Raw genomic sequence first — 26,024 nt, 5'->3', positions numbered from 1 at the left:
ACGCGGCTTCGCTACTGGGGGATCCGCAGGATCCGCGGCCGCCAGATCCCGAGCGCCACGTTCGCGGTCGCGACCGCCAGCAGGACCCAGAGGGTGCCGCGCTCGCCGGTCAGCGAGACGGCCAGCACCGCGGGGTCGATGAGGCCCGCCAGCACGCGGGCACTCTGCTCCGCCTCCTGCTTCATCGGGCCCTGGACGTAGACCAGCCCGCCCTCGAACATCAGGACGCCGGTGGCGAGCTTCACCCACGCCCATCCGGCGTTGAGGAAGGCGCGGTTCAGCGCCATCGCCAGCAGGCCCGACATCAGCGTCACCGCCAGGGCGGGCAGGAAGATCCAGGTGGCGACGGCGCCCATCGCGCCCCGCATCGCCGCGTAGCCCGTCAGGGCGGACGGCGCGGGCGCCAGGCTCAGCATGACGACCAGGGACGCCATGGCCCCCAGCAGCCCCGCGGACCCCATCGTATGGAGGAATTTCAGCAGGCGTCGCACGGCGTCTCACCCGGGCCGTTTCCGCGCAGCCTAGCGCGGGGCGCCGGGGGGCGATAGCGGCGCGCCGGTCGCAGGGCTCCCGGCCGGAACGCTGCGCCCGCGAGGACGGAGCGGACCGTCAGCTCCGGAGGCCGGGCGCCTCCTGGCCGGTGCGGGCCACATACTCGGTGTAGCCGCCGCCGTACTGGTGGATGCCCTCCGGCGTGACCTCAAGGACCCGGTTCGAGAGGGCGGCCAGGAAGTGCCGGTCGTGCGACACGAACAGCATCGTCCCCTCGTAGTTGGCCAGCGCCTCGATCAGCATCTCCTTGGTGCCCATGTCGAGGTGGTTGGTCGGCTCGTCGAGCACCAGGAAGTTCGGCGGGTCGTAGAGCATCAGCGCCATGACCAGCCGGGCCTTCTCGCCGCCCGAGAGCACCCGGCAGCGCTTCTCGACGTCGTCGCCCGAGAAGCCGAAGCAGCCGGCCAGCGCCCGCAGCGACCCCTGGCCGGCCTGCGGGAAGGAATCCTCCAAGGTCTGGAACACCGTGCGGTCGCCGTCGAGCAGGTCCATGGCGTGCTGGGCGAAGTAGCCGAGCTTGACGCTGCCGCCGACCGTGACCGAGCCGTCGTCGGGCGCGGTGGTGCCGGTGACGAGCTTGAGCAGCGTCGACTTGCCGGCGCCGTTGATGCCCATCACGCACCAGCGCTCCTTGCGCCGCACCGAGAAGTCGAGCCCCTCGTAGATCGTGCGGCTGCCGTAGCGCTTGTTCACGCCCTTGAGCATCACGACGTCGTCGCCCGAGCGCGGTGCCGGCTGGAACTCGAAGGCCACCGATTGCCGCCGCCGGGGCGGCTCAACGCGCTCGATCTTGTCGAGCTTCTTCACCCGGCTCTGCACCTGGGCGGCGTGGGAGGCCCGGGCCTTGAACCGCTCGATGAAGGCGATCTCCTTCGCCAGCATCGCCTGCTGGCGCTCGAACTGCGCCTGCTGCTGCGCTTCGTTGAGCTTCCGCTGGCCCTCGTAGAAGGCGTAGTCGCCCGAGTAGGTGGTCAGCGCGCCGCCGTCGATCTCGATGACCTTGGTGACGATGCGGTTCATGAACTCGCGGTCGTGCGAGGTCATCAGCAGGGCGCCGTCGTAGGCCTTCAGGAACGATTCGAGCCAGATCAGGCTCTCGATGTCGAGGTGGTTGGACGGCTCGTCGAGGAGCATCACGTCCGGGCGCATCAGCAGGATCCGCGCGAGCGCGACGCGCATCTTCCAGCCGCCCGAGAGGGCGCCAACGTCGCCGTCCATCATCTCCTGGCTGAAGCTCAGCCCGTCGAGCACCTCGCGGGCCCGGCCCTCCAGGGCGTAGCCGTCGAGCTCCTCGAACCGGGCCTGGACCTCGCCGTAGCGCTCGACCAGGGCGTCCATCTCGTCGGCGCGGTCCGGGTCGGCGAGCGCCGCGCCGAGCTCGGCGAGCTCGGCCGCGACCGCGCTCACCGGGCCGGCGCCGTCCATCACCTCGGTGACGACGCTGCGGCCCGACATCTCGCCGACGTCCTGGCTGAAATAGCCGATGGTGATGCCCCGGTCGGCCGCGACCTGCCCCTCGTCGGGCTGCTCCTGGCCGATGATCATCCGGAACAGGGTGGTCTTGCCGGCCCCGTTCGGGCCGACCAGGCCGACCTTCTCGCCCCGCTGGAGGGCGGCCGAGGCCTCGATGAAGACGAGCTGCCGCCCGTTCTGCTTGGTGATCTTGTCCAGGCGTATCATGGCGGCGGGCGCTGTCCGGGAGGTCGCTGTCCGGAAGGTGTCCGGGAGTATCCCGGCCGCTTACGGCATCGGCCGACGCGGCGCAAAGGCAGGGTGCCGCAGTGCGGGATAACGCTTGCGTCCGGCGCAGGCCTGGGCGCATCCCGGGACCCAGGATGAGGCTCGGCCGTTGCCCTGGGCAACATGAGGATCGCGATGCTGTTCGGTTGGTGGATGACGGGCATGGACATGGCCATGCTGGGGCTGGAGGCGCAGGGCGTCATCGCCCAGCGCATGGCGATGTTCGCCCTCGGCGGCCCCGCGGCCCAGGCCGAGGCGCAGCTCATGGTGACGGAGAAGATGCTGGCCGCCGGCGAGGCGGCGCTCATGCTCGCCGCGGGCGCCTCGAACGGCAAGGTGATCCGCAGCTACCGGCGGAAGGTTCAGGCCAACGCCCGGCGGCTGAGCCGGGGGTGAGGCGCGTGGCCGCCGGATCTCCGCGCGCCGTCAGTGCGAGAGGAGCGAAGCAATCCAGCGGCGCCACATCCGGCGACGTCACGTTACCCCGGGTCGCTTCGCTGCGCTCGCGATGACGGGGACGGCTCGTGAAGCCGCGATCCGCCTTCAGTTGTTGGCCGTCCGGAACGTGTCGCAGGACTTGGTCTGGCCGCTCTTGTAGCCGGCCATGAACCAGCGCTGGCGCTGGGCCGAGGAGCCGTGGGTGAAGGAATCCGGCACCACGTAGCCCCGCGAGCGCTGCTGGAGCGCGTCGTCGCCGATCTGCGCGGCGGCGTTCAGCGCCTCGTCGATGTCGCCCTGCTCGAGCTCGGCGTACTTGTCATTGGAGTTCTTGGCCCAGACGCCGGCGAGGCAGTCGGCCATCAGCTCGATCCGCACCGAGAGGGCGTTCGCCTCGGTCTTGCTGGAGGCCTGCTGCTGGCGCTGCTGGACCTTGCCGAGGATGCCGAGCACGTCCTGGACGTGGTGGCCGACCTCGTGGGCGATCACGTACGCGTAGGCGAAGTCGCCCTTCACGCCGAACTTCGAGGCCATCTCCTTGAAGAAGCCGGTGTCGAGATAGACCTTCTTGTCGAGCGGGCAGTAGAACGGGCCCATCGCGGCCTGGGCCGAGCCGCAGCCGGAGCGCGTGCCGCCGGTGTAGAGCACCAGCGTCGTCGGGGTGTACTGCTTGCCGGTCTGCTGCGGCAGGATCTGACTCCACACGTCCTCGGTGTTGCCGAGGATCTTGGAGGCGAACCGGCCGCTCTCGTCGGTCGGGGCCTGGCGCCGCTTGGCCTGGGTCTGCGGGTCGACCTGCTCCTGCTGGCTGCGGCCGCCGCCACCGATCTGCTGGGCGCCGCCGATCAGGATCGCCGGGTTGATGCCCGTGAAGTAGCTGATGATCAGCAGCACCACGATGGTGCCGATGCCGAGCCCGCCGGCGCCGCCGCCGGGAAAGCCCATGCCGCCACCGCCGCCGCCCTCGCCCCGGCGATCCTCGACGTTGTCGGAGCTGCGTAGATCTTCCCAGCGCATGGTTGGGTCCCGCCATCGGTGCTGCGCCGGCCGCCTCGGGGGGGCCGGGATTGGCTGTGCGTCGTCGTGTCCGGCCGATGGCGCGCCAGCAGCGGGAACGAAGCTCTAATGGCGGGAGGGGAGAGCCGGTTCCGTCACTCCGGTCAAGCTCGCGGTCACGCTTTCCCGTCGAGGAGGGCGCGCAGGGACCGGAAGTCCCGCCACGCGAGACGCTTCTGGACCGGCTGGCGCAGCAGGAAGGCCGGGTGGAGCGTGGCGAGCAGCTTCACCTCGCGGCTCGGCAACTTGTACGGGAAGAGGCGGCCTCGGGTCCGCAGGATGCCGTCCTTGGTGCCGGTCAGCGTCTGGGTCGCGGGCGCGCCGAGGCAGACGATGATGTCCGGGTCGACGAGCTCTATCTGGCGCTCCACGAAGGGCCGGCACACCGCCACCTCCTGGGGGGTCGGGTTGCGGTTGCCCGGCGGCCGCCAGGGCACGATGTTGCCGATATAGGCGCTCGTCCGGTCGAGCCCGACCGCCTTCATCATCTTGTCGAGGAGCTGTCCCGAGCGGCCCATGAACGGCTTGCCGATCCGGTCCTCGTCGGCGCCGGGCGCCTCGCCGAGAAACATCACCCGCGCCTCGGGATTGCCGTCGGCGAAGACGAGGTTCTTCGCCGTGAAGCGCAGCGGGCAGGCGTCGAAATCCGCGAGAATCCGTTCGAGCTCGTCGAGGGACTTGGCCTGCCGCGCCCGGGCACGGGCGTCGCTCGCGGCCTCGTCGGGCTGGGCGCTGGCGGCGCGGCCGAAGGTCCGCGGCGCCGCGGTGGGCGCGGCCGTGCCCGGGGGCAGCGATCCGGGGGGCGGCACGAGCGTGTTGGCGACCGGGCTGGCGGACGGCTCGGCGGCCCGGGATGCCGCGCGGCGCGCGGCGCGCAGGGTCGGGGCCGGCGTATCGGCCTCGTTGAAGCGGTCGTGCGGGTGCTCGTCGAGCGCCGCGTCGGCCCCGGCCTCCACGTGGAAGTCGAGATAGGCGATCAGGTCGGCTTGCGCGTCGGTGGGGCTCGGCATGGGACTCAGCATGTGGGATCGCCGGGGCCTGTGGACAACTCGCCGAATCGCTCCGGGTGGCAAGGACTTGCGTGACCGAACAGCGCGGCGCGGCGCAGCGCTGTGACGCCGTTCCCTGCGGCAAAGGGAACTTTGCCTTGAGCTTGAGCGTCGGCAACTTGCCTTTCTAGCTTGGAATCGCTTGAGACGGCATCAGGAAGGCCGGCCCGGCGACGAACCGGGCGCCGGAACAAGAAAAGGAACCCGAGGATGGCGCTGCCCGAACGCGAGAGCATGGATTTCGACGTGGTCGTGGTGGGCGCCGGCCCGGCCGGCCTCGCCACCGCGATCCGCCTGAAGCAGCGCGCCGCCGAGATCGGCGAGGAGATCTCGGTCGTCGTCGTCGAGAAGGGCTCGGAGGTCGGCGCCCACATCCTGTCGGGGGCGGTGATCGACCCGATCGGCCTCGACCGGCTCCTGCCGGAGTGGCGCCAGGACCCGGAGCGGCCGCTCAAGACGGAGGTGCAGCGCGACGAGTTCATGATGCTCACCAAGAACAGCGGCATCACCCTGCCGAACGTGTTCTTCCCTAAGCTCATGTCGAACCACGGCAACTTCGTCGGCTCGCTCTCGAACGTCTGCAAGTACCTCGGCGCCCAGGCCGAGGCGCTCGGCGTCGAGATCTACCCGGGTTTCCCGGCCTCCGAGGTGCTGTTCGACGGCAACGGCGCCGTGGCGGGCGTCGCCACGGGCGATCTCGGCATCGGCCGGTCCGGCGAGCCGCGCGAGGACTACACCCGCGGCATGGAGCTGCGCGCCAAGTACACGGTGTTCGGCGAGGGCGCCCGCGGCAACCTGACCAAGGGTCTGATCCAGCGGTTCGAACTCAACCGGCACAGCGACCACTTCAAGTACGGGCTCGGCGTGAAGGAGCTCTGGCAGCTCGCGCCCGGCAAGTTCGAGCCCGGGCTGGTGCAGCACACGATGGGCTGGCCGCTGCCCAACAAGGCCGGCGGCGGCTCCTGGCTCTACCACTTCGATGACCACCTGCTCTCGGTCGGCTTCGTCACGCACCTGAACTACGAGAACCCGACCCTGTCGCCGTTCGAGGAGTTCCAGCGCTTCAAGACCCACCCGATGATCGCCGAGACGTTCGAGGGCGCCAAGCGCATCGGCTACGGCGCGCGCGCCATCATGGAGGGCGGCTGGCAATCGGTCCCCAAGCTGGTCTTCCCCGGCGGGTGCCTCGTCGGCTGCTCGGCCGGCTTCGTGAACGTGCCGCGGATCAAGGGCTCGCACAACGCGGTGCTGTCCGGCATGCAGGCGGCCGACGCCATCGCGGACGCCCTGAAGGCGGGCCGCGCCGGCGACGAGCTCACCGCCTACGAGGCCGGATGGCGCGACAGCCCGATCGGGCAGGACCTGAAGGCGGTGCGCAACGTCAAGCCGCTCTGGTCCAAGTACGGCACGCTGGTCGGCGTCGGGCTCGGCGGGATCGACATGTGGGCGACCAGCATCCTCGGCGCCTCGCCGTTCGGCACGCTGTCCCACGGCAAGCCGGATCACGCCTGCCTCAAGCCGCTCTCGGAGGTGACGCCGATCGTCTACCCGAAGCCGGACGGCAAGCTGACCTTCGACCGGCTCTCCTCGGTCTACCTGTCGAACACCAACCACGAGGAGGACCAGCCGCCCCACCTCAAGGTCCGCGATATGGAGCTGCAGAAGCGCTCCGAGCACGACGTCTACGGCGGCCCGTCCGGCCGCTACTGCCCGGCCGGCGTCTACGAGTGGGTGGAGGATTCTTCAGCCCGCGACGGCGTGCGCTACCAGATCAACGCGCAGAACTGCGTCCACTGCAAGACCTGCGACATCAAGGATCCGAACCAGAACATCGACTGGGTGACGCCGGAGGGTCCGGGCGGGCCGAACTACCCGAACATGTGAGGTCAGCCCTCGGCCGAGGGGCCGAGGCTCACGTCTTTGCGAGCGCAGCGAAGCAATCCAGTGAACCGCTCCGTGGGCAGACGTCCCGCCGCCCTGGGTCGCTTCGCTGCACTCGCGATGACGGGACGGCCGACCAACCCGGCCTCAACCCCCGCGCCATCCTTTCGCCTTGCGGGGCTGGCGGGATGGGTTCAGTGTCCCCAACGTTTTTTCGGGGATGCCCCGCCATTCTCGCGCCCGGCCCCCGACGGGCCGGCGCCCAGGAGCCGCGATCGGTTCATGATGATGACACGCGCCCGCCGGAGCGTTTCGGCGCTCGCCCTGCTGCTCGCCGCCGGGCTCCCGCAGACCGTGCTCGCCGCGCAGCCGAAGGAATCGACCCCAGTGCTCGACTACGAGCCCGCGGACTCGCTCGAGGGCAACTTCCTCTCCGCCTACATCGCGGGCGCGTCGCGGGACACGGCGGCGGCGGCGACCTTCTACCGCGAGGCGGTGAAGGCCGACCCGCGCAACGCGGAACTCGTCGAGCGCGCCTTCATCTCGCTGCTGGCCGACGGCGCCCTGCCGGACGCGTTCCGCACCGCCGAGAAGCTGATCGCCCGCGATCCGACCAACGGCCTCGCCAACCTCTCCCTCGGGGTGCGCCAGATCAAGGCCGGCCAGTGGGCCGCCGCCCGCCAGAACTTTTCCCGGAGCGGCCGGGGCGCCGCCACGGACCTGACCGCGACGCTGCTCACCGCCTGGTCCTACGCGGGCGCCGGCGACAGCAAGAAGGCGCTGGAGACGGTCAACAAGCTCCGGGGCGAGCGCTACTACAACACCTTCCGGGACTACCATGCCGGCCTGATCGCCTCGGTGACCGGCGACAACGCTGAGGCCGAGCGTCGCCTCAAGGCCGCCTACGACGCCGACCACAACACCCTGCGCATCGTCGACGCCTACGCCCGCATGGAGGCCAGCCTCGGCCGCACCGACCTGGCGATCCAGGCCTATTCCGACTTCGACCAGCTCTCGCCGCGCCACCCGCTGGTGCGCGACGCCCTCGAGAAGCTGAAGGACGGCAAGCCGCTCACGCGGCTGATCGGCACCGCCCAGGAGGGCGCCGCCGAGGTGCTGTACGGGCTGGGCTCCGCCGGCTCGACCCAGGGCGACGAGCTGCCCGCGGTGATCTACCTGCGGCTCGCCCTCTACCTCGCCCCCGACCACGCGCTGGCCCGGCTGACGCTCGCCGACACGCTCGACCGGATGAAGCAGCCCGAGCGCGCCAACGAGGCCTACGCGCAGATCCCGGCCAATTCCCCGCTCAAGCTCAACGCCGACATCCAGATCGGCCTGAACCTGGAGCAGATGGGCAAGGGCGACGAGGCGCTGGCCCATCTCGACGCGGCGATGAAGGCCCACCCGGACGACATCGACGTCATCACCGCGCTGGGCAACGTGCAGCGCGCCCGCAAGAAGTACGAGGAGGCGGCGGCCACCTACACCCGCGCCATCGACCTGATCGGGAACCGGCCGCAATCCAACTACTGGACGACCTACTATTTCCGCGGCACCGCCTACGAGCGCGCCAAGCAGTGGCCGAAGGCCGAGGCCGACCTGAAGAAGGCCCTGTCCCTGGTGCCGGCCAACCAGCCGGCCGCCAAGGCCCAGGTGATGAACTACCTCGGCTATTCCTGGGTCGACCAGAACATCAACATCGACGAGGCGTTCAAGCTGCTGCAGCAGGCCGCCGACGCGAGCCCGCGGGACGGCATGATCGTCGACAGCCTCGGCTGGGCCTATTACCGCCTCGGCCGCTGGGACGACGCGGTGCGCGAGCTGGAGAAGGCGGTCGAGCTGAAGCCCGGCGATCCGACCATCAACGACCACCTCGGCGACGCCTACTGGCGCGCGGGCCGGCGCCTCGAGGGCAAGTTCCAGTGGCAGCACGCCAAGGACCTGAACCCCGAGCCGGACGACCTCACCCAGATCAACGCGAAGCTGAAGGACGGGCTGCCCGACATCGAGAAGCCCACCGCCACCGCCGAGACGGTGCCGGCCCCGGTCGCCGCCCCGCACAATCCCGACAACCCGGAACTCCCGAAGGGCGCGCCCCAGCCGCACGAGGCGCCGGGCTCCGCCGACAAGGCCAAGAAGTCGGGGGGCTAGGCCTCCCGCCAGGTCCCACCTCGGGGCGGTGCGGCTGCCGCGCCGTCCCGACGATGCGCGGGCCATTTCGGGACGCGAGGCCTCGAGATCCGGCCCGCGCCCGCAGCCCTGTCGCGGCTTCGGGCGCCCGCGCTGCGGCCCGGAGGCCGTAGGTCGAGCGACCTAATTGCTCACCGATCCGCGCCCGCTATCGTCGCGCCTCCGCAACGTTCCGGAGTGCGACGTGAGAGCGCTGAAGCCTGTCTGTGTCCTGCTGGTCCTCGCCTGCGCGGCGTCCGGGATCGGGGCCGATCCCGCGCGGGCGCAGGACGCGGCGGCGGCGCCGAAGGCCTTCGCGCTCGATTCCGTTCCCGTCTCGGACGCGCCGCTCGGCCGCTTTCCCTACTTCGCGCTGCCCGACGGCTACCAGCCGGTGAACCCGCCCGAGACGCGGGAATTCGGGCATTTCCTGTTCTGGACCGGCGCAGCGCTTCACGAGGTCGAAGGCAAGGTCTTCCAGTCCCTGATCGGTCCCAAGGACGGCAAGACCTACTCCGCCTACGAGCTGAAGAAGAACATCGAGGCCGTGCTGACGCAGGCCGGCGGCCGGAAGATCGCCGACGGCCGGATCCCCAACTCCGTGACGGAGACGCTGCCGGAGGAGATCCGGATCGGGATGTATGAGGGCCTGGGCGACGTCTACAACGTGCCCGCCCAGACCTGGGTGATCCGCCGGCCGGACCGGCAGATCTGGGTGCATTTCGTGCCCGACAGCTTCACCGCGGCCTGGACGATCCTCGAGACGAAGCCGTTCGTGCAGACCGCCGCCCTCCTGCCCGCCGAGCGGCTGAAGCAGGATCTCGACAAGACCGGGAAGGCGGTGATCCAGGTCAACTTCGCCACCGACAGGACCGAGATCCTGCCGGCCTCCGCCCCGCAGATCGATGCGGTGGCGGCCCTGCTGCGGACGGATCCCGGCCTGCGGCTCGCGATCAACGGCTACACGGACGGGACCGGGGCCGCCGCGCACAACCAGGCCCTGTCCGACGGCCGTGCCAGAGCGGTCATGGCGAGGCTCGTCGGCGCCGGCATCGCGAAGGACCGGTTGAGGGCCAAGGGCTTCGGCGCCGCCAGCCCGGTCGCCGCCGACGACAGCGAGGCGGGGCGGGCGCAGAACCGGCGCGTCGAGCTGGTCAAGTTCTGAGCGGCGCGGGCCCGCGAAGACCCCCGGCGGCCGGGCTCGGACGGACCATCCGGGAGCGCGCCGGCGTCGGAGCGGGGGACAGCGCGATCGACAAGAGTATTTTGTCCGCCAGCTCATAAAAATCGACGCGCATTTTCGCGAGCTTTGACGCACAGTGCGTGGCCGTTCGCGGGCGGCCACGCCGCGTCCCGCCCGGCAGGAGATTCGCACGGCAAGAGCCGGCGGGCGGGCACGTGCCCGCGACCCAGGGAGGAAGGCCCATGCCGTCAGACATCGAGATCGCCCGCGCCGCGACCCTGAAGCCGATCGCGCAGGTCGCCGAGAAGCTCGGCATCCCGGATGACGCGCTCCACAATTATGGCAAGCACATCGCCAAGATCGACCACGGCTACATCGCCGGGCTGGAGAGCCGGAAGCCCGGCAAGCTCGTGCTGGTCACCGCGATCTCCCCGACGCCCGCGGGCGAGGGCAAGACCACCACCACGGTGGGCCTGGGCGACGCCCTGAACCGCATCGGCGAGAAGACCATGATCTGCCTGCGCGAGCCCTCGCTCGGGCCGTGCTTCGGCATGAAGGGCGGCGCGGCCGGCGGCGGCAAGGCGCAGGTCGTGCCGATGGAGCAGATCAACCTGCACTTCACCGGCGATTTCCACGCCATCACGTCGGCCCACAGCCTCGCGGCCGCGCTGATCGACAACCACGTCTACTGGACGAACGAGCTCAACATCGACGTGCGCCGCATCCACTGGCGCCGGGTCGTCGACATGAACGACCGGGCCCTGCGCGCGATCAACCAGTCGCTCGGCGGCGTCGCCAACGGCTTCCCCCGCGAGGACGGGTTCGACATCACGGTGGCCTCCGAGGTGATGGCGGTGTTCTGCCTCGCCAAGGACCTCGCCGACCTGGAGGAGCGCCTCGGCCGGATCGTCATCGCCGAGACCCGCGACCGCAAGCTCGTCACCCTCAAGGACGTGAAGGCCACCGGCGCCATGACAGTGCTGCTCAAGGACGCCCTGCAGCCGAACCTCGTGCAGACCCTCGAGGGCAACCCGGCGCTGATCCACGGCGGCCCCTTCGCCAACATCGCCCACGGCTGCAACTCGGTGATCGCCACGCGGGCCGGCCTGCGGCTCGCCGACTACACGGTGACGGAGGCCGGCTTCGGCGCCGATCTCGGCGCCGAGAAGTTCCTGGACATCAAGTGCCGGCAGGCGGGCCTGACCCCCTCGGCCGTGGTGGTGGTGGCGACGGTCCGCGCCCTCAAGATGCACGGCGGCGTCGACAAGAAGAACCTCGGGTCCGAGAACATCGACGCCCTGGAGAAGGGTTTCGCCAATCTCGCCCGTCACGTCACCAACCTGCGCGGCTTCGGCCTGCCGGTGGTGGTCGGCGTCAACCACTTCCACGCCGACACCGACGCCGAGCATGCCAAGCTCAAGGACCTGTGCCGCGAGCGGCTCGACGTGGAGGCGATCACCTGCCGCCACTGGGCCGAGGGCGGCGCCGGGGCCGAGGAGCTCGCCCGCGCGGTGGTCAAGCTCAGCCAGGCCGAGCCGGCGCCGATCCGCCACGCCTACGAGACCGAGAGCCGGCTCACCGACAAGATCCGGGCGATCGCCACCAAGCTGTACGGCGCCGCCGACATCCAGATCGAGACCAAGGCCGCCGGCAAGCTCGCCACCTTCGAGAAGGACGGCTACGGCCACCTGCCGATCTGCATGGCCAAGACCCAGTACTCGTTCTCCACCGACCCGACCCTGATGGGCGCCCCCGAGGGCCACATCGTCGGCGTGCGCGACGTCCGGCTCTCGGCCGGCGCGGGCTTCGTGGTGGCGATCTGCGGGGAGATCATGACCATGCCGGGCCTGCCCCGGGTGCCGGCCGCCGACACGATCCGGCTCGACGCCAACGGGCAGATCGACGGGCTGTTCTGAGAAACGTCGCGCGGGGCTCGCCCACGGGCGGGCCCCGCCGTTCGTCGTTGCGAGCGGAGCGAAGCAATCCAGGGACACACAGTATCCGGAGATCGCGCGCTGCCCTGGGTCGCTGCGCTCGCGATGACGGAGCGGGTCGGATCAGGGGCCGCCCCTACGCGTCCCCGAACAAGTCCACCGCCAGCCGGGAATGCGCCTCGCGCAGCATCCCGGTATCGACCCCGAGCGGCTGCCCGTCGATCACCCGCCAGCGCCCCGCGACCATCACCCGGTCGGCCCGGGTAGCGCCGCACAGGACGAGCGCCGCCAGCGGGTCGTGGGCGCCGGAGAAGCGCAGCTCGTCCAGGGTGAACAGGGCGAGGTCCGCCTCGCGGCCCGGCGCGATCCGGCCGATATCGGAGCGGCCGAGGCAGGCGGCCGAGCCCTCGGTCGCCCAGCGCAGGGCGTCCAGGTGGGTCACGGCCTCCGCCCCGTAGGTGAGCCGGTTGATCATGAGGGCGTGGCGCACCCCCTCCATCAGGTTCGAGCTGTCGTTCGAGGCCGAGCCGTCGACACCGAGGCCGACGGGCGCGCCCGCCGCCTCCAGCTCGCAGGTGCGGCAGCGGCCCGAGGCCAGGGTCATGTTCGAGGTCGGGCAGTGGCAGACACCGACGCCGGCCGCGCCGAGCCGCGCGACCTCGGCATCGGTGAAGTGGATGCCGTGCGCGAGCCAGACCCGGTCGCTCAGCCAGCCGACCTCTTCGAGGTACTCCACCGGGCGGCAGCCGAACATCTGCTGGCAATAGGCCTCCTCGTCGCGCGTCTCGCCGAGATGGGTGTGCAGCCGGCACCCCCTGCGGGCGGCGAGCTCCGCGCTCGCGCGCATCAGGCGCTCGGTCACCGAGAAGGGCGAGCAGGGGGCGAGGGCGATCTGCACCATCGCCCCGGGGGCGGGATCGTGGAACAGGTTCAGCACCCGCTCGCAGTCCGAGAGGATCGCGTCGTCGTCCTGGGTCAGGGCCGCGGGCGACAGGCCGCCCGCCCGGTCCGACAGGCTCAGGGAGCCGCGGGTGAGCGCGGCCCGGATCCCGAGGTCGCGGGCCTCCGCGACCTGGATGTCCATCGACGCCTCGAGGCCCTTCGGGAACAGGTAGTGGTGGTCGCCCGCCGTGGTGCAGCCCGAGAGCAGCAGCTCGGTGAAGGCGACCCGCGTGGCGAGCCGGAACGCCTCCGGGGTGATCCGCCCCCAGACCGTGTAGAGCGCCTCCAGCCAGGGGAAGAGCGGCTTGTTGAGCGCCAGCGGATGGGCGCGGGTCAGCGTCTGGAAGGCGTGGTGGTGCGTGTTGATCAGCCCCGGGATGACCACGTGGCGCGACGCGTCGAAGGTCGCGTCCACGGGCGCGGCGGGCCGCGCGCCCGCCGGCACGCACTCGACGATCCGGGTACCCGCCACCACGATTCCGCCGCCGGCGCCCTCGGCCAGGACGGCGCGCGGGTCGCGGATCCAGAGGCGTCCCGATCCCGGTTCCCCTGCCTCGGCCATGCGCGTCCGCTCCCGTCGCCCGAGGGCCTGCGTAGCGGAGGCGTCGGACCGGGGGCAATCCCGCGGGTACACGCTTGAGGATCCGGGGCGGTCGGCGCCCCGGCCGCCCCGGCCAGGGTTGACGGGCCCCGGCCGCCTTGAGAAACGTCATGGGGACTGACCTATCACCCGTTGGGAGCGGCCGCGCCGTGACACGGACAGCCCCGCGCGAGGAGATGTTCGCGCCGAAACCCGTCCCGGGCGCCGCGCCGGCCGCCCTCGGCAGCGACGACCTGATCGAGCTCCTGTTCTTCGCCTACCGGGATTTCGTCGGCGATCCGGACAGGATCCTGGCCGATTACGGGTTCGGCCGCGCCCACCACCGGGTGCTGCACTTCGTCGACCGGTACCCGGGCCTGACGATCGCCGAGCTCCTCGACATCCTGCGCATCACCAAGCAGAGCCTGAACCGGGTGCTCAAGGACCTGATCGGGCAGGGCTACGTCGCGCAGAAGCCCGGTTCCAGCGACCGGCGCCAGCGCCTCCTGTACTGCACCGAGGCCGGCGCCGGGCTCGCGGCCGACCTGACGCGGGTCCAGGCCCGGCGCCTCGCCCGGGCGCTCGCGGCGCCGGATGCCCGGGGCTCCCCGGAGGACTTCCTGATGGCGATGATCGAGCCGGAGGACCGGCCGGCGGTCCAGCGCCTGATGGCGCGGCGCGGGGGCGGGGCCGAGGGGCGCCTCGACGCGGAGGAGCCCGCGTGAGCCACGCCGCCCGGTCCGACCTGCCCGACGAGGCGCCCCACGTCCTCGTGGTCGACGACGACCGTCGCCTGCGCGAATTGCTCGCCCGCTACCTCACCGACCAGGGCTTCCGGGTCACCGCGGCGGCGAGCGCCGCGGAGGCGCGCGCCCGGGCCCAGAGCGTCGTGTTCGACGCCATGGTGCTCGACGTGATGATGCCCGGCGAGAACGGCTTCGACTACGCGCGCAGCGTCCGCGAGACCTCGCGCGTGCCGATCCTGATGCTCACGGCCCGCTCCAACCCGAACGACCGGGTGATGGGGCTGGAGATCGGCGCGGACGATTACCTGCCGAAGCCGTTCGAGCCGCGGGAGCTGACGCTGCGGCTCAACAACATCATCAAGCGCAGCGCGCGGCCCCGCGCGGCCTCCGCCGAGGCCGTGACCTTCGGGCCGTTCGCGTTCCGGATCGACCGGGGCGAACTGCGCCGGGACGACGAGCTGATCCGCATCACCGAGCGCGAGCGCGAGATCCTGACGATCCTGGCGACGGCGGGCGGCGCCAATGTCGAGCGCGAGCAGCTCGCCGGTCCGGGCGGCGCGGCGGCCGAGCGCACCGTCGACGTGCAGATCAACCGCCTGCGTCGCAAGACCGAGGTCGATCCCGCCAACCCGGTCTTCCTGCAGACTGTGCGGGGCGTCGGCTACCGGCTCGCGGTGGATTGAGCCGCCTGCGGGCCGCCGGGCGGCTCAGACCACCCGCGGCGTGTCGGGCTTCAGCTTGAGAGCCTTGGCGATCCGGGTGGACAGGCTCCCCACGATCGCGAGGCTGGCCGACGGGCCGGCGAGGGCGCGGACGGCCTCCAGCGCCTCCTCGGCGCTGGGCTTCATCACTGCGTAGACCGTGGCGCCGGGCGCCGCGCAGGCGCCCTCCGCGGTCACGGAGACGAGGAAGGTCGTGTGGCGTCGCCGCGGGCGTCCAGGCATGGTCCAGCATTTGGCATGTCGGCTAACCATCACCAATGCCTGAGACCCGGAGCCGGCCGGGAAACCGCACGCACCCGGCACGATAACCCGTGCCGGGTCTCTCAGATCAGGGCAAGGTCGATGCCGGGAAGCCGCAGCCCGTCGAGGCGCGTGCGCCAGCGCTGACCGGAGGCGACGGGCAGCGCGTCCGTCAGCGTGCCCGTCGTGACGACAGTCCCGGCGTCGAGCGGTGGGGCCACCGGATCGTTAGCCAGCGCATCGACGAGGTGGGCCAGGGCCGCGAGCGGCCCCGTCCCGAGCACGCAGCCGCCACCGCCCCGGTCCGCGACGGCCCCGTCCCGCAGCAGCTCGACGGTGAAGCCCGCGAGTTCGCCGAGCCAGGCCGATCGCGCGTCCGCGGCGATCCGCACCCGCTCGCCCACCACCAGCAGCCCGTGCAGGCCGAAGGCCGCGACGGTGTCGGGCGCCGCGAAGCGCCAGCCCGGATAGAGCGACTGCACGATCTCGAAGCCGCTCGCCGCCCAGTCGAGGCAGGCGATCAGCGCCGCGGCATCCATGCCGGGCTCGGGGGCGCGCGCCAGCCCGAACACGATCTCCGGCTCGATCCGCGGCTCGACGAAGGCGGCGAGCGGCACCGGACCCGACAGGGCGGCCCGGTCGCGCAGGGTCGTGTCGTAGACGTGCCCCCAGATCGGCGCGCGGACGCCGTAGCGCTCCCACAGGGTCGTGTTGGTGAAGCCGATCTTGTAGCCGACCGGCCGCTCGCCGCGCTCCCCGCGCAGGACCCGGACCGCCTCGGCCACCCGGTAGGCCGCCGGCAGGTCGAGGGCCGGATCCCAGTCGGTCAGCGGCGCGATCGGGCGGCGATGCTCGTGCGCGGAGAGGATCGTGCGGGCATGGGCCGCGGCGGAGATCGGCTCGGTCATCGGCGCACGGCGTGAGGGCCGACGGGGCGGCACCCGCGCCGGGCCGCCTCGATCGCGGCCGGCCGATCTTACCCGAGGTGACCGTCGCCGGGAACGCGCGCTCTGTCGCTGCGCCGCCGACGCCCGCCGGCCCGTCCCCCGCGCGGAGCGCGCGCCCGGGGCGTTCGCTCCCGGCCCGGCCGCCCGCAGCATATTTTCATTAGAGGAATACCAAAATACGTTTCTTAAAGATGTGTCATCAGAGGCACATACTGCTCACGGATCCGTGATAGCTGGGCATCGGCGCGTATCTTCGCCCAGTAATTCCTGTTTAGAGTCGGTATAATGTCGAGATATGTCAATGAACGGACCGCGTCGCGCGCGTTCGATCGCGCGGAGAGGCTGCTCCGGATCGGGTTTGTATCGTCGACATCTATACTCACGCTCGGGGCGGCCGCGCTCGCCCAGCCCGCGCCCGTCCAGCCGGCGCCCGCCACGGAGATCGAGCTGTCCGAACTCAGCGTGAGCGGCGAGGCGCGCGCGCGCAGCCTGAACAGCGATCTGTACGGGCGCGGCGGAGCGACCGGGCCGGTGCCCGGCTACGTCGCCAGCCGCAGCACGGTCGGCACGAAGACCGACACGCCGATCCTGGAGACGGCGCAGTCGGTGTCGGTCATCGGGCGCCAGCAGATCGAGGATCAGAACGCCCTGACCATCAACCAGGCGCTGCGCTTCACGCCGAGCGTCACCACCGAGCAGCGGGGCGGCGCCGGCTCGACGCGCCTGGAGCAGTTCTACATCCGCGGCTTCACCGCGCCGATCTTCCTCGACAACATGGCGCTGCCCGGTAACCGCGACGCCTTCCCCAGCGTCGATCCCTACCGCCTGGAGCGGGTCGACATCATCAAGGGGCCGGCCTCGGTCCTCTACGGGCAGTCCGGTCCGGGCGGCCTCGTCAACCTCGTCTCGAAGGTCCCGCAATTCGTCCGCCACGGCGAGATCTTCGTCCAGGGCGGCGGCTTCAGCGAGGTCCGCGGCGGCTTCGACGTCGGCGGCCCGATCGCGTCCGACATCCCGGGTCTCGCCGACCAGTTCGCCTACCGGGTCATCGGCCTCGGCTGGAACGGCGACGGCCCGGCCGTGACCACCAAGGTCGAGCGCGCCTTCATCAACCCGAGCCTCACGTGGCGGCCCTCCGCCGACACCTCGCTCACGGTCATCGCCAACTACCAGCGCGACCCGTTCTCGGGCTTCTACGGCGGCTTCCCGGCCGTCGGCACGGTGTTCCCGCGCAATTTCGGCAGCGGCGTCTTCGGCCGGCTGCCGGTGAACTTCTACGACGGCGACCGCACCATCGAGCGCTCCGACCGCACCCAGGCCTCCGTCGAGTACCTGTTCGACCACCGGATCGCCGAGAACCTGCGCTTCCACTCGGCCGGCCGCTACCTGCGCTCGAACGGCGACTACCGCAGCGTGTTCACGACCTTCGGCGACGTCAACGGCCCGTACACGAGCGGCCCGATCATCGGCCGGTCGGTCGGCGGCACCCAGGTCGACATCGAAGCCTACACGATGGACAACAACTTCATCGCCGATTTCGACACCGGCCCGATCGCCCACACGGCCCTGCTCGGCGTCGACCACCGGACCTTCAGCACGCGGTCCGTCACCGGCCCGTTCCCGGCGACGACGAGCCTGAACGCCCTCGCCCCCGACCACGACCTGCCGATCCGGTTCCCCGCCTTCACGTCGACCTCGCGGATCGACGCGCAGCAGACCGGCGTGTACTTCCAGGATCAGGCGAAGTTCGACCGCTTCATCCTGACGCTCGGCGGCCGCTACGACACCGCCCGGCAGACCGGCCCGACCCGCACCTTCGCGCCGAACGGGCTGACCATCCAGGACGTCCCGGCCGAGGCCTTCACCGGCCGCGCCAGCCTGCTCTACCTGTTCGACAGCGGTGTCGCCCCGTACGTCTCCTACAGCGAGGCGTTCGAGCCGATCGTCAACGGGCGGATCTTCGACGCCGCCTTCGGCTCGGCCGGGCGCATCCCCGTCCCGATCGCCAGCAACCAGTACGAGGCCGGCATCAAGTACCAGCCGCCCGGCACCGACATCCTGCTGACCACCGCGTTCTTCGACATCCGCCGCTCGAACGCCACCACCACCGACCCGGTCAATCCCGGCTTCGTCGTGCAGACCGGCGAGGTCGGCGTGCAGGGCGTCGAGTTCGAGGCGCGGGCCACCCTCGCCGAGGGCCTCAGCCTGATCGGCGGCTTCTCGCTCCTCGACATCCGCAACGTCCGCGACACCGGCTTCACCACGAACGACCTGACCCGCCGGCAGGTGCCGCTCCAGGGGCTGCGGCCGGTGCAGGTGCCGGACACGACGGCCTCGCTGTTCGTCGACTACCGCTTCACCGACGGCCCGCTCATCGGCCTCGGCCTCGGCGGCGGCGTGCGCTACCTCGGCCCGTCCTGGGGCGATCCCGCCAACACGTTCCAGGTGCCCGAGAGCGTGCTGGTCGACGCCGTCGCCTCCTACGACATGAAGCACCTCGACCCGCGGCTCGCCGGCCTCAGCGCGCAGATCAACGTGCAGAACCTGCTCGACGAGCGCTACGTGACCGGCTGCTTCACCTACTCGGGCTGCTATTACGGCCTGCCGCGCACGGTCTACGCGACCCTGCGCTACCGCTGGTGAGGCGGCCGCCGTGGGCAAGACCTTCCGGCAGTCGATGGCGTGGCTCCACGCCTGGTCGGGCCTCGTCGTCGGCTGGGTGCTGTTCGCCGTCTTCGTGACGGGCACGGCGAGCTACTACCGGCCCGAGATCTCGCAGTGGATGCGGCCCGAGCTCCGCACCGACCGGACCTTCGGGCCGGCGGAGCTCGCGGCGGCGGCCGAGCGCGGCGTCGCCCACCTGCAGGCCCATGCGGGCGGCGCGCGGACGTGGTTCCTCGCGCTGCCGCGGCCGGACCGGCCGGTGCTGGAGCTGTTCTGGCGGACGGGCCCGGGCCGCCCGCCCGGCCACGTCCTCCTGGATCCCGACAGCGGCGCGCCGGCGGCGGTGCGGGCGACGCGCGGCGGCGACTTCCTCTACCGCTTCCACTTCGAGCTGAATCTGCCGCCGCTCTGGGGCCGCTGGATCGTCGGCGCCTGCGCGATGATCATGCTGGTGGCGCTGATCTCGGGGATCGTCACCCACCGGCGCATCTTCGCCGACTTCTTCACCTTCCGGCGGGACAAGTCCGCCCAGCGGGGCTGGCTCGACGCGCACAACGTCACGGGCGTGCTCGCCCTGCCGTTCCACCTGATGATCACCTATACCGGGCTCGCCACCCTCATGGTGATGTACGTGCCCTGGGGCCTGAACACGGCCTATCGCGGTGACAGCCAGCGCTACTTCGCCGAGTCCGGCCAGATCACCGCGCCGCGCCCGCCCGCCGGCCAGCCCGGCACGCTCGTGCCGGTCGGGCCGCTGGTGGTCCGCGCCCTGGCGATGCGGCCGGAACCCCTGGAGCGGATCACGGTGGTCAACCCGGCGGACGCGCGCGCCACCGTGGTGGCGGTGTTCGAGGAGCCGCACGGCCTCTCCCACGAGCACCCGCAGATCGCCTTCGACGGCGTGACGGGCGCGGTCCTGGAGGTGCGCGCGGGCGGCCTGCGGCCGGCGACCAAGACGTTCACCGCGATGGTCGGCCTGCACGAGGCGCACTTCGCCGGCCCGGCCCTGCGGGTGCTGTTCTTCCTGTGCGGCCTCGCCGGCAGCGCCATGGTGGCGACCGGGCTGCTGCTCTGGGCGGTGGCGCGCCTGCCCAAGGGGGACGCGCCCCGGGGCTTCGGCCTGCGCCTCGTCCAGGGCCTGAACGTCGCGACGATCGCCGGCCTGCCCGCGGCCGTCGCCGCCTATTTCCTGGCCAACCGGCTGCTCCCCGCCGCGCTGCCCGCGCGGGCGGAGTGGGAGGTCGGGGCCTTCTTCGTCGTCTGGCTGCTCGTCGCCGTGGCGGCGCTCCTGCGCCCGGCCGGGCGGGTCTGGCCGGAGACGCTGACGGCGGCGGCCGCGTTGTACGGCGCCGTCGCGGCCGCGGATGTCGGGCGCCTCGTCGCGCTCCGGCTCGGCAGCGACGCGCCGGTCGAGCCGGTCTTCCTCGCCTTCGACGGCGCGATGCTGGCCCTCGCCGCCCTCATCCTGCTCGCGGTCCGCACGATCGCGCGGCGCGGCGGAGCGTCCCGCGGCCCCGCGGAGGCCGCCGGGCTCTCGATCGCGGGGCACGCGCGGCGGGACCAGACCCGGCCCGGCATGCCGGTACCGGGAGATCGGGAGACGATATGATAAAATTGAACTGGTATATTGAACCCAGTGCGGCGAATTAATTCAAAATAACTTCCGAAGCCTGACATATATCGGATGCGCGTCGACTGTATCTGTGCAGAATGGTTCGGCCGGCATGCCAGCCGGTCGCGCCTGTGTCGTCGATTTTCACGCCCTTGATCCTTCGGCCCAGGCGTTCCAGCGCGGTCCATCCCAAGCGCACGCTGGACATGTCCCCGAGACCCAGAACTTGAGCCTCGAGGCGCGGCCCTCGGGGCTCTTTTTCTGCCGCGCCGGGCGATGCGGGCCCGGCGGCTGTTCACGGGCCCCGCGTCCCCGTACCAGAAGGCCACGGGAGCGGCAGGACGGGCATGCAGCGCATCACCATCACCATCGACGACGCCCTGCTGACGGCGGTCGACGACCTCTGCGCGCGGCGCGGCTACGGCAGCCGCTCGGAGGCGGTGCGCGACATCGTCCGCGACGCCCTGGCGCCGGTCCGCGCCGCGGAGCCCGACGGATCGGCGGCCTGCTACGGGGCGCTGAGCTACGTCTACAGCCACGGCACCCGCGACCTGGCCCGCCGGCTGACCGGCGAGGGGCATGAGCACGGCGTCTCGATCGCCAGCCTGCACGTGCACCTGACCCACGACGCGTGCCTCGAGGTGGCGGTCCTGCGCGGGCCGGTGGCCCGGATGCAGAGCTACGCCGACGCCGTCGTCACGCAGCGCGGCGTCCGCTACGGTCACCTGCACCTCATCCCGGAGGGTGACGACGCCCACGCCCATCCGGGCCACGGCGACGACGGCCCGGGGTGAGGGCGCCCCCCGCCCGCGATCCGGCGCCCCGTCGACTGCGCCCCACGCGCAACACGGCCGGCCTAATCCGCCCGTATGATTTTTTCGTATGTTTATCATACGGGCGGCGTGCGAGAGTCCGGGGATCGCCACGCCTCGCCCGGTCTGCCGGTGTCCCGCCCGACTTCCCGCTCGACTTCCCGTCCTGTCTGCCGCCACCGGCCTGCCGCCCCCGGCCTCCGCGCCGTGACCCGGCTGCTCGCCGCGGGCGGCCTCGTCGTCGCGACCGCCGGGCGCGGCTGGGCGGCGCCTGAGGGCGCCCCGACACCGTCGGCCGTCACCCTGTCCGAGATCTCGGTGGTCCCCGCGGCGCCTCCAGTCATCCCCGCGACGGACGGGCCCGGCGCCAGCGCGGGCTATGTCGGCGGCGTCACCGGGATCGGCGGCGCCCTGCTGAGCGTCGACGCGGCCAGCGCCGGCCTCATCGGCGGGGCGGTCCTCAACGCCCGCCCGGTCACGCGGCCCGGCGAGGTGCTGGAGGCAGTGCCGGGCCTGATCGTCACCCAGCACAGCGGGGAGGGGAAGGCCAACCAGTACTTCCTGCGCGGCTTCAACCTCGACCACGGGACCGACATCGCCATCAGCGTCGACGGCATGCCGGTCAACATGCGCACCCACGCCCACGGCCAGGGCTACGCCGACCTCAACTTCCTCATCCCCGAACTCGTCGGCGCGGTGGAGTACCACAAGGGGCCGTACTTCGTGCGCGACGGCGACTTCGCCTCCGCGGGCTCGGTGCGCATCGACTATCTCGACACCGTGCGGGAGAATCTCGCGCTGACCTCGATCGGCAGCTTCGGTTACAAGCGGGCCCTGTCGATCGCCTCGGCCCCGCTGGGCGAGGGCACCCTGCTGGTGGCCGGCGAGGCGCAGGTCTACGACGGGCCATGGACCGTCCCGGACGCGCTGCGCAAGCTCAACGGCGTCGCCCGCTACAGCCAGGGCACGGCGCTGGACGGGTTCGCGGTCACCGGCATGGCCTACGCGTCCCGCTGGACGGCCACCAACCAGATCCCGGAGCGGGCCGTCGGCGCGGGGCTGATCGGCCGCTACGGCACCCTCAACCCCAAGGATGGCGGCGACACCGCCCGCTTCTCCCTGTCGGGGCGGTTCAGCGCGACGGACGACACCGGCATCACCCGGGCCTCGGCCTACGTGATCCGCTACCAGATGAACCTGTTCAACGACTTCACCTACTTCCTCAACGATCCCGTCGGCGGCGACCAGTTCCACCAGCTCGACCAGCGCGTCCTCGGCGGCGGCGAGGTGCTGCACATCTTCCAGGGCGACCTGTTCGGCCGGCCGCTGGAGGTCGAGGTCGGCGCCCAGACGCGGACGGACTCGATCCGCGTCGGCCTGTTCAACACCGCCGTCCGCCAGTACCGCTCGACCGTGCTCGACGACCGCGTGCTGGAATCGAGCGGCGCCCTCTACCTCGACACGCGGGTGCGCTGGACCGAGTGGCTGCGCACGAGCGTCGGCGTGCGGGCGGACGGCTACTACGCCGACGTCCGCTCGGACACGCCGGCGAACTCGGGACGGGCCACCGACGGCATCGTCAACCCGAAGCTCGGCCTCGTGTTCGGACCGTGGTCCGACACTGAGATCTACGTGAATTACGGCGGCGGCTTCCACTCGAACGACGCGCGCGGCGTGACCGCCACGGTCGATCCCGCGAGCCCCCTGTTCAACATCACCCGGTCGCCCTTCCTGGTGCCCTCCACGGGCTACGAGCTGGGCCTGCGCAACCGGTCGATCGCCGGGCTGGAGACGAGCCTCGCGCTGTTCCGGCTCGACTTCGCCTCGGAGAACATCTTCCAGGGCGACACCGGCACCACGGAGCCGAGCCGCCCGACCCGCCGGTTCGGCGTCGAGTGGACGAACCGCTACGCGGTGACGCCGTGGCTGTCCCTGGACGGGGATCTGACGATCACCAACGCCCGGTTCTCCAGCTACGACCCGGCGGGCAACCGGGTGCCGGAGGCGCCCACGACCATCGCGTCGGCGGGCGTGACCTTCGGCGAGCCCCTCGGCTGGTTCGGGAGCCTGCGGGTCCGCTATTTCGGGCCGCGCCCGCTCATCGAGGACAACGCGATCCGCTCCCGGGCGACCGCCCTGCTCAACGGCCGCATCGGCTACCTGTTCGACACCGGGGTGAGCGTCTCGCTGGACGTGCTCAATCTGACGAACAGCAAGGCCGACCAGATCACCTACGCCTACGTCTCGCGCCTTCCGGGCGAGCCCGCCGCGGGGCTGATCGACCGCGTCTTCCACCCGGTGGAGCCCACGGCCGTGCGCCTGACGATCGCCGGGCGGTTCTGACCGCCGGCGCCACGACGACACGCGGGTCCCGACCCCCCTCGCGGCAGACCCACGCCGCGACGGACTTCGTCCCGGCGTCCCGGTCGCGTCAGCCGCCGCTGCGCGAGACCCGGTAGTCGCGCGGGGTCAGGCCGTAGGTCTCCCGGAACGCGCGACTGAGCTGGGCGCCGCTCCCGAAGCCGTAGGCCTCCCCGATCGCGCCGATCGACCGCGGCTCCAGCGGATTGTCGAGGGCGGCCCGCACGGCCGCGAGGCGCTGCCGCGCGCGGTAACGCGCCACCCCGCCTTCCGGCTCGAACAGGCGGTAGAGCTGGGAGCGCGATATGCCGAGCGCCCGCGCGATCGCGTCGATCCGGGGCGGCGTGTCGAGCTGGCCGCGGATGAACCGCTTCGCGGCCCTGAGCCGGGCGGCCTCGAGCGGCGCGGCCGCGCGGGCCGCTCCCTCCAGGCTCGGGCGCGCGCAGGCCGCGACCATGTGGAGCGTGGCCTGCGCGATCGGGGCGGCGTCGGTCGCGGTGATCGCGCCGCTATGCGCGGCCAGGCTCCGGATATGGTCGGCGAGCAGGCGGCCCGCGCCGCCGGTCAGGATCAGCCCGTGCATCGCGTCCTCGTCCGGCAGCACGGTGGCGATGGAGGCGCGCGGGACGGCCAGGATCAGCGAGTCCGTCTCCGGCACCCGGCTGCGGCGGTACGGCTGCGACAGGTCGTTGAGGCTGACCGCGCCCGCCGGAACCTCCGCCACGCCCCGTTCGGTCTCGACGCTGTAGGCGTGCCGGCTGAGGTGCAGGACGAACCCGTCCTGACCGTCGCGCCGGATCCGGGAGCGGGACCGGGCCGGCCCCTGCGGTGCGGCGCTCATGACGCGCAGGGCCATCGGGCCGATCAGCGTCGTCTCGATCCGGCCCGAGAAGCCGTGCGGATCGGCATCGAGGTCGTGGGCTGCGAACAGCGCGCGCCACGCGGCGAAGCGGTCGCGCTCCGGCAGGGCATCCGTCGTGAAGAGGGAACGGGGTACGACGTTCACGGCGGGACCGATGAGCGAGGGTTGAGTGATTTTACCTTACGTTGCGCGATCGACCAGTGCGCACGGGACACAATCTACGATCTGACGCGATCGCTTCCGGAGGGGCGACTGGCTATACCGCTGAGCCATCGTCCCATCGCGGCAGTGCCGCGATGCGCCGACCTTCGAGTTATGAGGACTTGCGTAAAGCATAACGCGTTATATAAATCGTGTCGGGAGGACCGATATGCCGGCAGACATCCTCGACGAACTCGGGCCGCTGTTCCTGGGCAGCCGCCTCAAGCGCCTCGCCGACCGCTTCCAGGCCGACGCCGCCCGGATACTGCGGGACGAGGGGCTCGGCATCCAGCCGGCCCAGTTCCCGCTCCTCGCCGCCATCGACCGCTACGGGCCGCTGACCATCGGCGACGCCGCCGCCGCCCTCGGCGTCAGCCAGCCGGCGGCCACGCGCACGGCGGCGAGCCTCGTCGCGCTCGGCTTGCTCGAAGAGGCGCGGTCGGACGCGGACCTTCGCCAGAAGGCGCTGTCGCTCAGCGGTGCGGGCAAGGCCCTGATGGCGCGCGCCAAGGACGCGCTCTGGCCGCGCGTCGACTGGGCCGTCGCGAGCCTGTGTGCCGGCCTGTCGGGCCCCCTGCTGGACCAGGTCGCCGCCCTGGAGCGCAGGCTCGACGCCGCCCCGTTCGCGGCCCGCATCCGCCAGGACGGCGCGGCCGGCGACACCGCGACGGGCCTGACGATCCGAGACTACACGGACGCGCTGGCGGACCGCTTCCGCGACATCAACGCCGAGTGGATCGAGGCGATGTTCGCGCTGGAGGAGAACGACCGCCGGATCCTGTCCGATCCCCGCGGCGAGATCCTGGACCGCGGCGGGCTCATCCTGTTCGTTGAGTCGGCGGATCTCGGGATCGTCGGCACCTGCGCGCTGATGCGGACGGAGGCGGGCTGCTACGAGCTGACCAAGATGGCCGTGTCCGCGCGGGCCCGGGGCCGCAAGGCCGGCGAGCACCTGCTGCGGGCGGTGCTGGCCCGCGCCGCGGCCATGGAGATCGAGACGCTCTACCTGCTGACCAACACCAAGTGCGCGGCCGCCGTGCACCTGTACGAGAAGGTCGGGTTCCGGCACGACCCGGAGATCATGGATCGGTTCGGCCGGCGCTATGCCCGCTGCAACGTGGCCATGCGCTATCCCCTGTGACGCCGCGCGCCCGACGCGCCGAGGGCGACCCGTTCCCGGTCGTGCCGCCCGGCGCGGCGACGAAGCGCGGATCCCGGCCGTGCGCGGGCCCGCGCGGCGCCGCAGCGAGCCGCTCCCATCCGCGGAGGACAGCTGCACGCTCTGCGTCAGATCTCGTTCAGCAGTGACGATGCGTGGACAGACAAAATGATG

Annotated in this window: 20 protein-coding genes; 12 read left to right on the top strand and 8 right to left on the bottom strand. The window is 71.5% G+C overall.

Features of this window, described 5'->3' with window-relative positions:
• Positions 1-11: 11 nt before the first annotated feature.
• Entirely contained in the window at positions 12-491 is a 480-nt protein-coding gene (locus ACLBYG_RS19050; protein WP_447682437.1) for a hypothetical protein, read from the bottom strand.
• Between the two features lie 118 nt (positions 492-609).
• Positions 610-2,232 carry an ABC-F family ATP-binding cassette domain-containing protein gene (locus tag ACLBYG_RS19045; protein ID WP_091682716.1) on the bottom strand — a complete coding sequence of 541 codons (1,623 nt, stop codon included), beginning with the start codon at positions 2,230-2,232 and terminating at the stop codon, positions 610-612.
• Between the two features lie 195 nt (positions 2,233-2,427).
• Here ACLBYG_RS19045 and ACLBYG_RS19040 point away from each other — a divergent pair, with 195 nt between their 5' ends.
• Complete coding sequence (locus ACLBYG_RS19040; protein WP_020094308.1) at positions 2,428-2,688, top strand: hypothetical protein; 261 nt, start codon at positions 2,428-2,430, stop codon at positions 2,686-2,688.
• A gap of 147 nt (positions 2,689-2,835) precedes the next feature.
• On the opposite strand, the gene ypfJ is transcribed toward ACLBYG_RS19040, so the two are convergent.
• A complete protein-coding gene (ypfJ, locus tag ACLBYG_RS19035; protein WP_020094309.1) occupies positions 2,836-3,747 on the bottom strand; it encodes a KPN_02809 family neutral zinc metallopeptidase in 912 nt (303 codons plus the stop codon).
• A gap of 155 nt (positions 3,748-3,902) precedes the next feature.
• On the bottom strand, positions 3,903-4,808 hold the full coding sequence (locus ACLBYG_RS19030; RefSeq protein WP_447682436.1) for a uracil-DNA glycosylase: 906 nt from the start codon (positions 4,806-4,808) through the stop codon (positions 3,903-3,905).
• Positions 4,809-5,045: 237 nt separating this feature from the next.
• Between ACLBYG_RS19030 and ACLBYG_RS19025 the strand changes: the two genes are divergently transcribed.
• The 4 genes from ACLBYG_RS19025 (at position 5,046) to ACLBYG_RS19010 (ending at position 11,984) form a co-directional block, all read left to right on the top strand.
• Positions 5,046-6,719 carry an electron transfer flavoprotein-ubiquinone oxidoreductase gene (locus tag ACLBYG_RS19025; protein ID WP_447682435.1) on the top strand — a complete coding sequence of 558 codons (1,674 nt, stop codon included), beginning with the start codon at positions 5,046-5,048 and terminating at the stop codon, positions 6,717-6,719.
• A gap of 279 nt (positions 6,720-6,998) precedes the next feature.
• Positions 6,999-8,867, top strand: coding sequence for a tetratricopeptide repeat protein (locus ACLBYG_RS19020; RefSeq protein ID WP_447682434.1), 1,869 nt, complete (start codon positions 6,999-7,001; stop codon positions 8,865-8,867).
• Between the two features lie 223 nt (positions 8,868-9,090).
• Positions 9,091-10,050, top strand: a complete 960-nt coding sequence (locus ACLBYG_RS19015; RefSeq protein WP_447682433.1) for an OmpA family protein — start codon at positions 9,091-9,093, stop codon at positions 10,048-10,050.
• Between the two features lie 260 nt (positions 10,051-10,310).
• Positions 10,311-11,984 carry a formate--tetrahydrofolate ligase gene (locus tag ACLBYG_RS19010; protein WP_447682432.1) on the top strand — a complete coding sequence of 558 codons (1,674 nt, stop codon included), beginning with the start codon at positions 10,311-10,313 and terminating at the stop codon, positions 11,982-11,984.
• A gap of 154 nt (positions 11,985-12,138) precedes the next feature.
• Here the strand turns inward: ACLBYG_RS19010 and ACLBYG_RS19005 are convergent, their stop codons facing one another.
• The gene (locus tag ACLBYG_RS19005) at positions 12,139-13,506 is read right to left on the bottom strand and encodes an 8-oxoguanine deaminase (RefSeq protein ID WP_447682431.1); all 1,368 of its coding nucleotides are present in this window, start codon (positions 13,504-13,506) and stop codon (positions 12,139-12,141) included.
• A 215-nt stretch (positions 13,507-13,721) separates the two neighbouring features.
• Between ACLBYG_RS19005 and ACLBYG_RS19000 the strand changes: the two genes are divergently transcribed.
• Positions 13,722-14,249, top strand: coding sequence for a MarR family winged helix-turn-helix transcriptional regulator (locus ACLBYG_RS19000; RefSeq protein WP_091682725.1), 528 nt, complete (start codon positions 13,722-13,724; stop codon positions 14,247-14,249).
• Positions 14,246-14,953, top strand: coding sequence for a response regulator (locus ACLBYG_RS18995; RefSeq protein ID WP_091682727.1), 708 nt, complete (start codon positions 14,246-14,248; stop codon positions 14,951-14,953). Before ACLBYG_RS19000 ends, ACLBYG_RS18995 begins: the two co-directional genes overlap by 4 nt.
• Positions 14,954-14,977: 24 nt before the next feature.
• Here ACLBYG_RS18995 and ACLBYG_RS18990 read toward each other — a convergent pair whose 3' ends face one another.
• Together ACLBYG_RS18990 and ACLBYG_RS18985 are read right to left on the bottom strand one after the other, a co-directional pair.
• A complete protein-coding gene (locus ACLBYG_RS18990; protein WP_447682430.1) occupies positions 14,978-15,214 on the bottom strand; it encodes a hypothetical protein in 237 nt (78 codons plus the stop codon).
• A gap of 101 nt (positions 15,215-15,315) precedes the next feature.
• Entirely contained in the window at positions 15,316-16,140 is an 825-nt protein-coding gene (locus ACLBYG_RS18985) for a 2-keto-4-pentenoate hydratase (protein WP_447682429.1), read from the bottom strand.
• 324 nt (positions 16,141-16,464) lie between these two features.
• Here ACLBYG_RS18985 and ACLBYG_RS18980 point away from each other — a divergent pair, with 324 nt between their 5' ends.
• The 4 genes from ACLBYG_RS18980 (at position 16,465) to ACLBYG_RS18965 (ending at position 23,610) form a co-directional block, all read left to right on the top strand.
• On the top strand, positions 16,465-18,822 hold the full coding sequence (locus ACLBYG_RS18980; RefSeq protein ID WP_447682428.1) for a TonB-dependent siderophore receptor: 2,358 nt from the start codon (positions 16,465-16,467) through the stop codon (positions 18,820-18,822).
• 10 nt (positions 18,823-18,832) lie between these two features.
• A complete protein-coding gene (locus ACLBYG_RS18975) occupies positions 18,833-20,452 on the top strand; it encodes a PepSY-associated TM helix domain-containing protein (RefSeq protein ID WP_447682427.1) in 1,620 nt (539 codons plus the stop codon).
• 350 nt (positions 20,453-20,802) lie between these two features.
• Positions 20,803-21,249: a nickel-responsive transcriptional regulator NikR gene (gene nikR, locus ACLBYG_RS18970; RefSeq protein ID WP_447682426.1), complete on the top strand. Its 447-nt coding sequence runs from the start codon at positions 20,803-20,805 to the stop codon at positions 21,247-21,249.
• Between the two features lie 225 nt (positions 21,250-21,474).
• Complete coding sequence (locus ACLBYG_RS18965) at positions 21,475-23,610, top strand: TonB-dependent receptor (protein ID WP_447682425.1); 2,136 nt, start codon at positions 21,475-21,477, stop codon at positions 23,608-23,610.
• An 88-nt stretch (positions 23,611-23,698) separates the two neighbouring features.
• On the opposite strand, the gene ACLBYG_RS18960 is transcribed toward ACLBYG_RS18965, so the two are convergent.
• The gene (locus tag ACLBYG_RS18960; protein ID WP_056533482.1) at positions 23,699-24,634 is read right to left on the bottom strand and encodes a helix-turn-helix domain-containing protein; all 936 of its coding nucleotides are present in this window, start codon (positions 24,632-24,634) and stop codon (positions 23,699-23,701) included.
• A 226-nt stretch (positions 24,635-24,860) separates the two neighbouring features.
• On the opposite strand from ACLBYG_RS18960, the gene ACLBYG_RS18955 reads away from it, so the two are divergent.
• On the top strand, positions 24,861-25,832 hold the full coding sequence (locus ACLBYG_RS18955; RefSeq protein ID WP_447682424.1) for a bifunctional helix-turn-helix transcriptional regulator/GNAT family N-acetyltransferase: 972 nt from the start codon (positions 24,861-24,863) through the stop codon (positions 25,830-25,832).
• Positions 25,833-26,024: the final 192 nt, after the last annotated feature.

Source organism: Methylobacterium sp. D53M (assembly GCF_053345625.1).
This window is presented reverse-complemented; position numbering and strand designations above follow the sequence as displayed.

Excerpts from the sequence above, each read along its gene's own strand:
- ACLBYG_RS19045 (WP_091682716.1), bottom strand. The coding sequence starts at position 2,232 with ATGATACGCCTGGACAAGATCACCAAGCAGAACGGGCGGCAGCTCGTC.
- ACLBYG_RS19040 (WP_020094308.1), top strand. The coding sequence starts at position 2,428 with ATGCTGTTCGGTTGGTGGATGACGGGCATGGACATGGCCATGCTGGGG.
- ypfJ (WP_020094309.1), bottom strand. The coding sequence starts at position 3,747 with ATGCGCTGGGAAGATCTACGCAGCTCCGACAACGTCGAGGATCGCCGG.
- ACLBYG_RS19030 (WP_447682436.1), bottom strand. The coding sequence starts at position 4,808 with ATGCTGAGTCCCATGCCGAGCCCCACCGACGCGCAAGCCGACCTGATC.
- ACLBYG_RS19025 (WP_447682435.1), top strand. The coding sequence starts at position 5,046 with ATGGCGCTGCCCGAACGCGAGAGCATGGATTTCGACGTGGTCGTGGTG.
- ACLBYG_RS19020 (WP_447682434.1), top strand. The coding sequence starts at position 6,999 with ATGATGATGACACGCGCCCGCCGGAGCGTTTCGGCGCTCGCCCTGCTG.
- ACLBYG_RS19010 (WP_447682432.1), top strand. The coding sequence starts at position 10,311 with ATGCCGTCAGACATCGAGATCGCCCGCGCCGCGACCCTGAAGCCGATC.
- ACLBYG_RS19005 (WP_447682431.1), bottom strand. The coding sequence starts at position 13,506 with ATGGCCGAGGCAGGGGAACCGGGATCGGGACGCCTCTGGATCCGCGAC.
- ACLBYG_RS19000 (WP_091682725.1), top strand. The coding sequence starts at position 13,722 with ATGTTCGCGCCGAAACCCGTCCCGGGCGCCGCGCCGGCCGCCCTCGGC.
- ACLBYG_RS18990 (WP_447682430.1), bottom strand. The coding sequence starts at position 15,214 with ATGCCTGGACGCCCGCGGCGACGCCACACGACCTTCCTCGTCTCCGTG.
- ACLBYG_RS18985 (WP_447682429.1), bottom strand. The coding sequence starts at position 16,140 with ATGACCGAGCCGATCTCCGCCGCGGCCCATGCCCGCACGATCCTCTCC.
- ACLBYG_RS18980 (WP_447682428.1), top strand. The coding sequence starts at position 16,465 with ATGTCGAGATATGTCAATGAACGGACCGCGTCGCGCGCGTTCGATCGC.
- nikR (WP_447682426.1), top strand. The coding sequence starts at position 20,803 with ATGCAGCGCATCACCATCACCATCGACGACGCCCTGCTGACGGCGGTC.
- ACLBYG_RS18955 (WP_447682424.1), top strand. The coding sequence starts at position 24,861 with ATGCCGGCAGACATCCTCGACGAACTCGGGCCGCTGTTCCTGGGCAGC.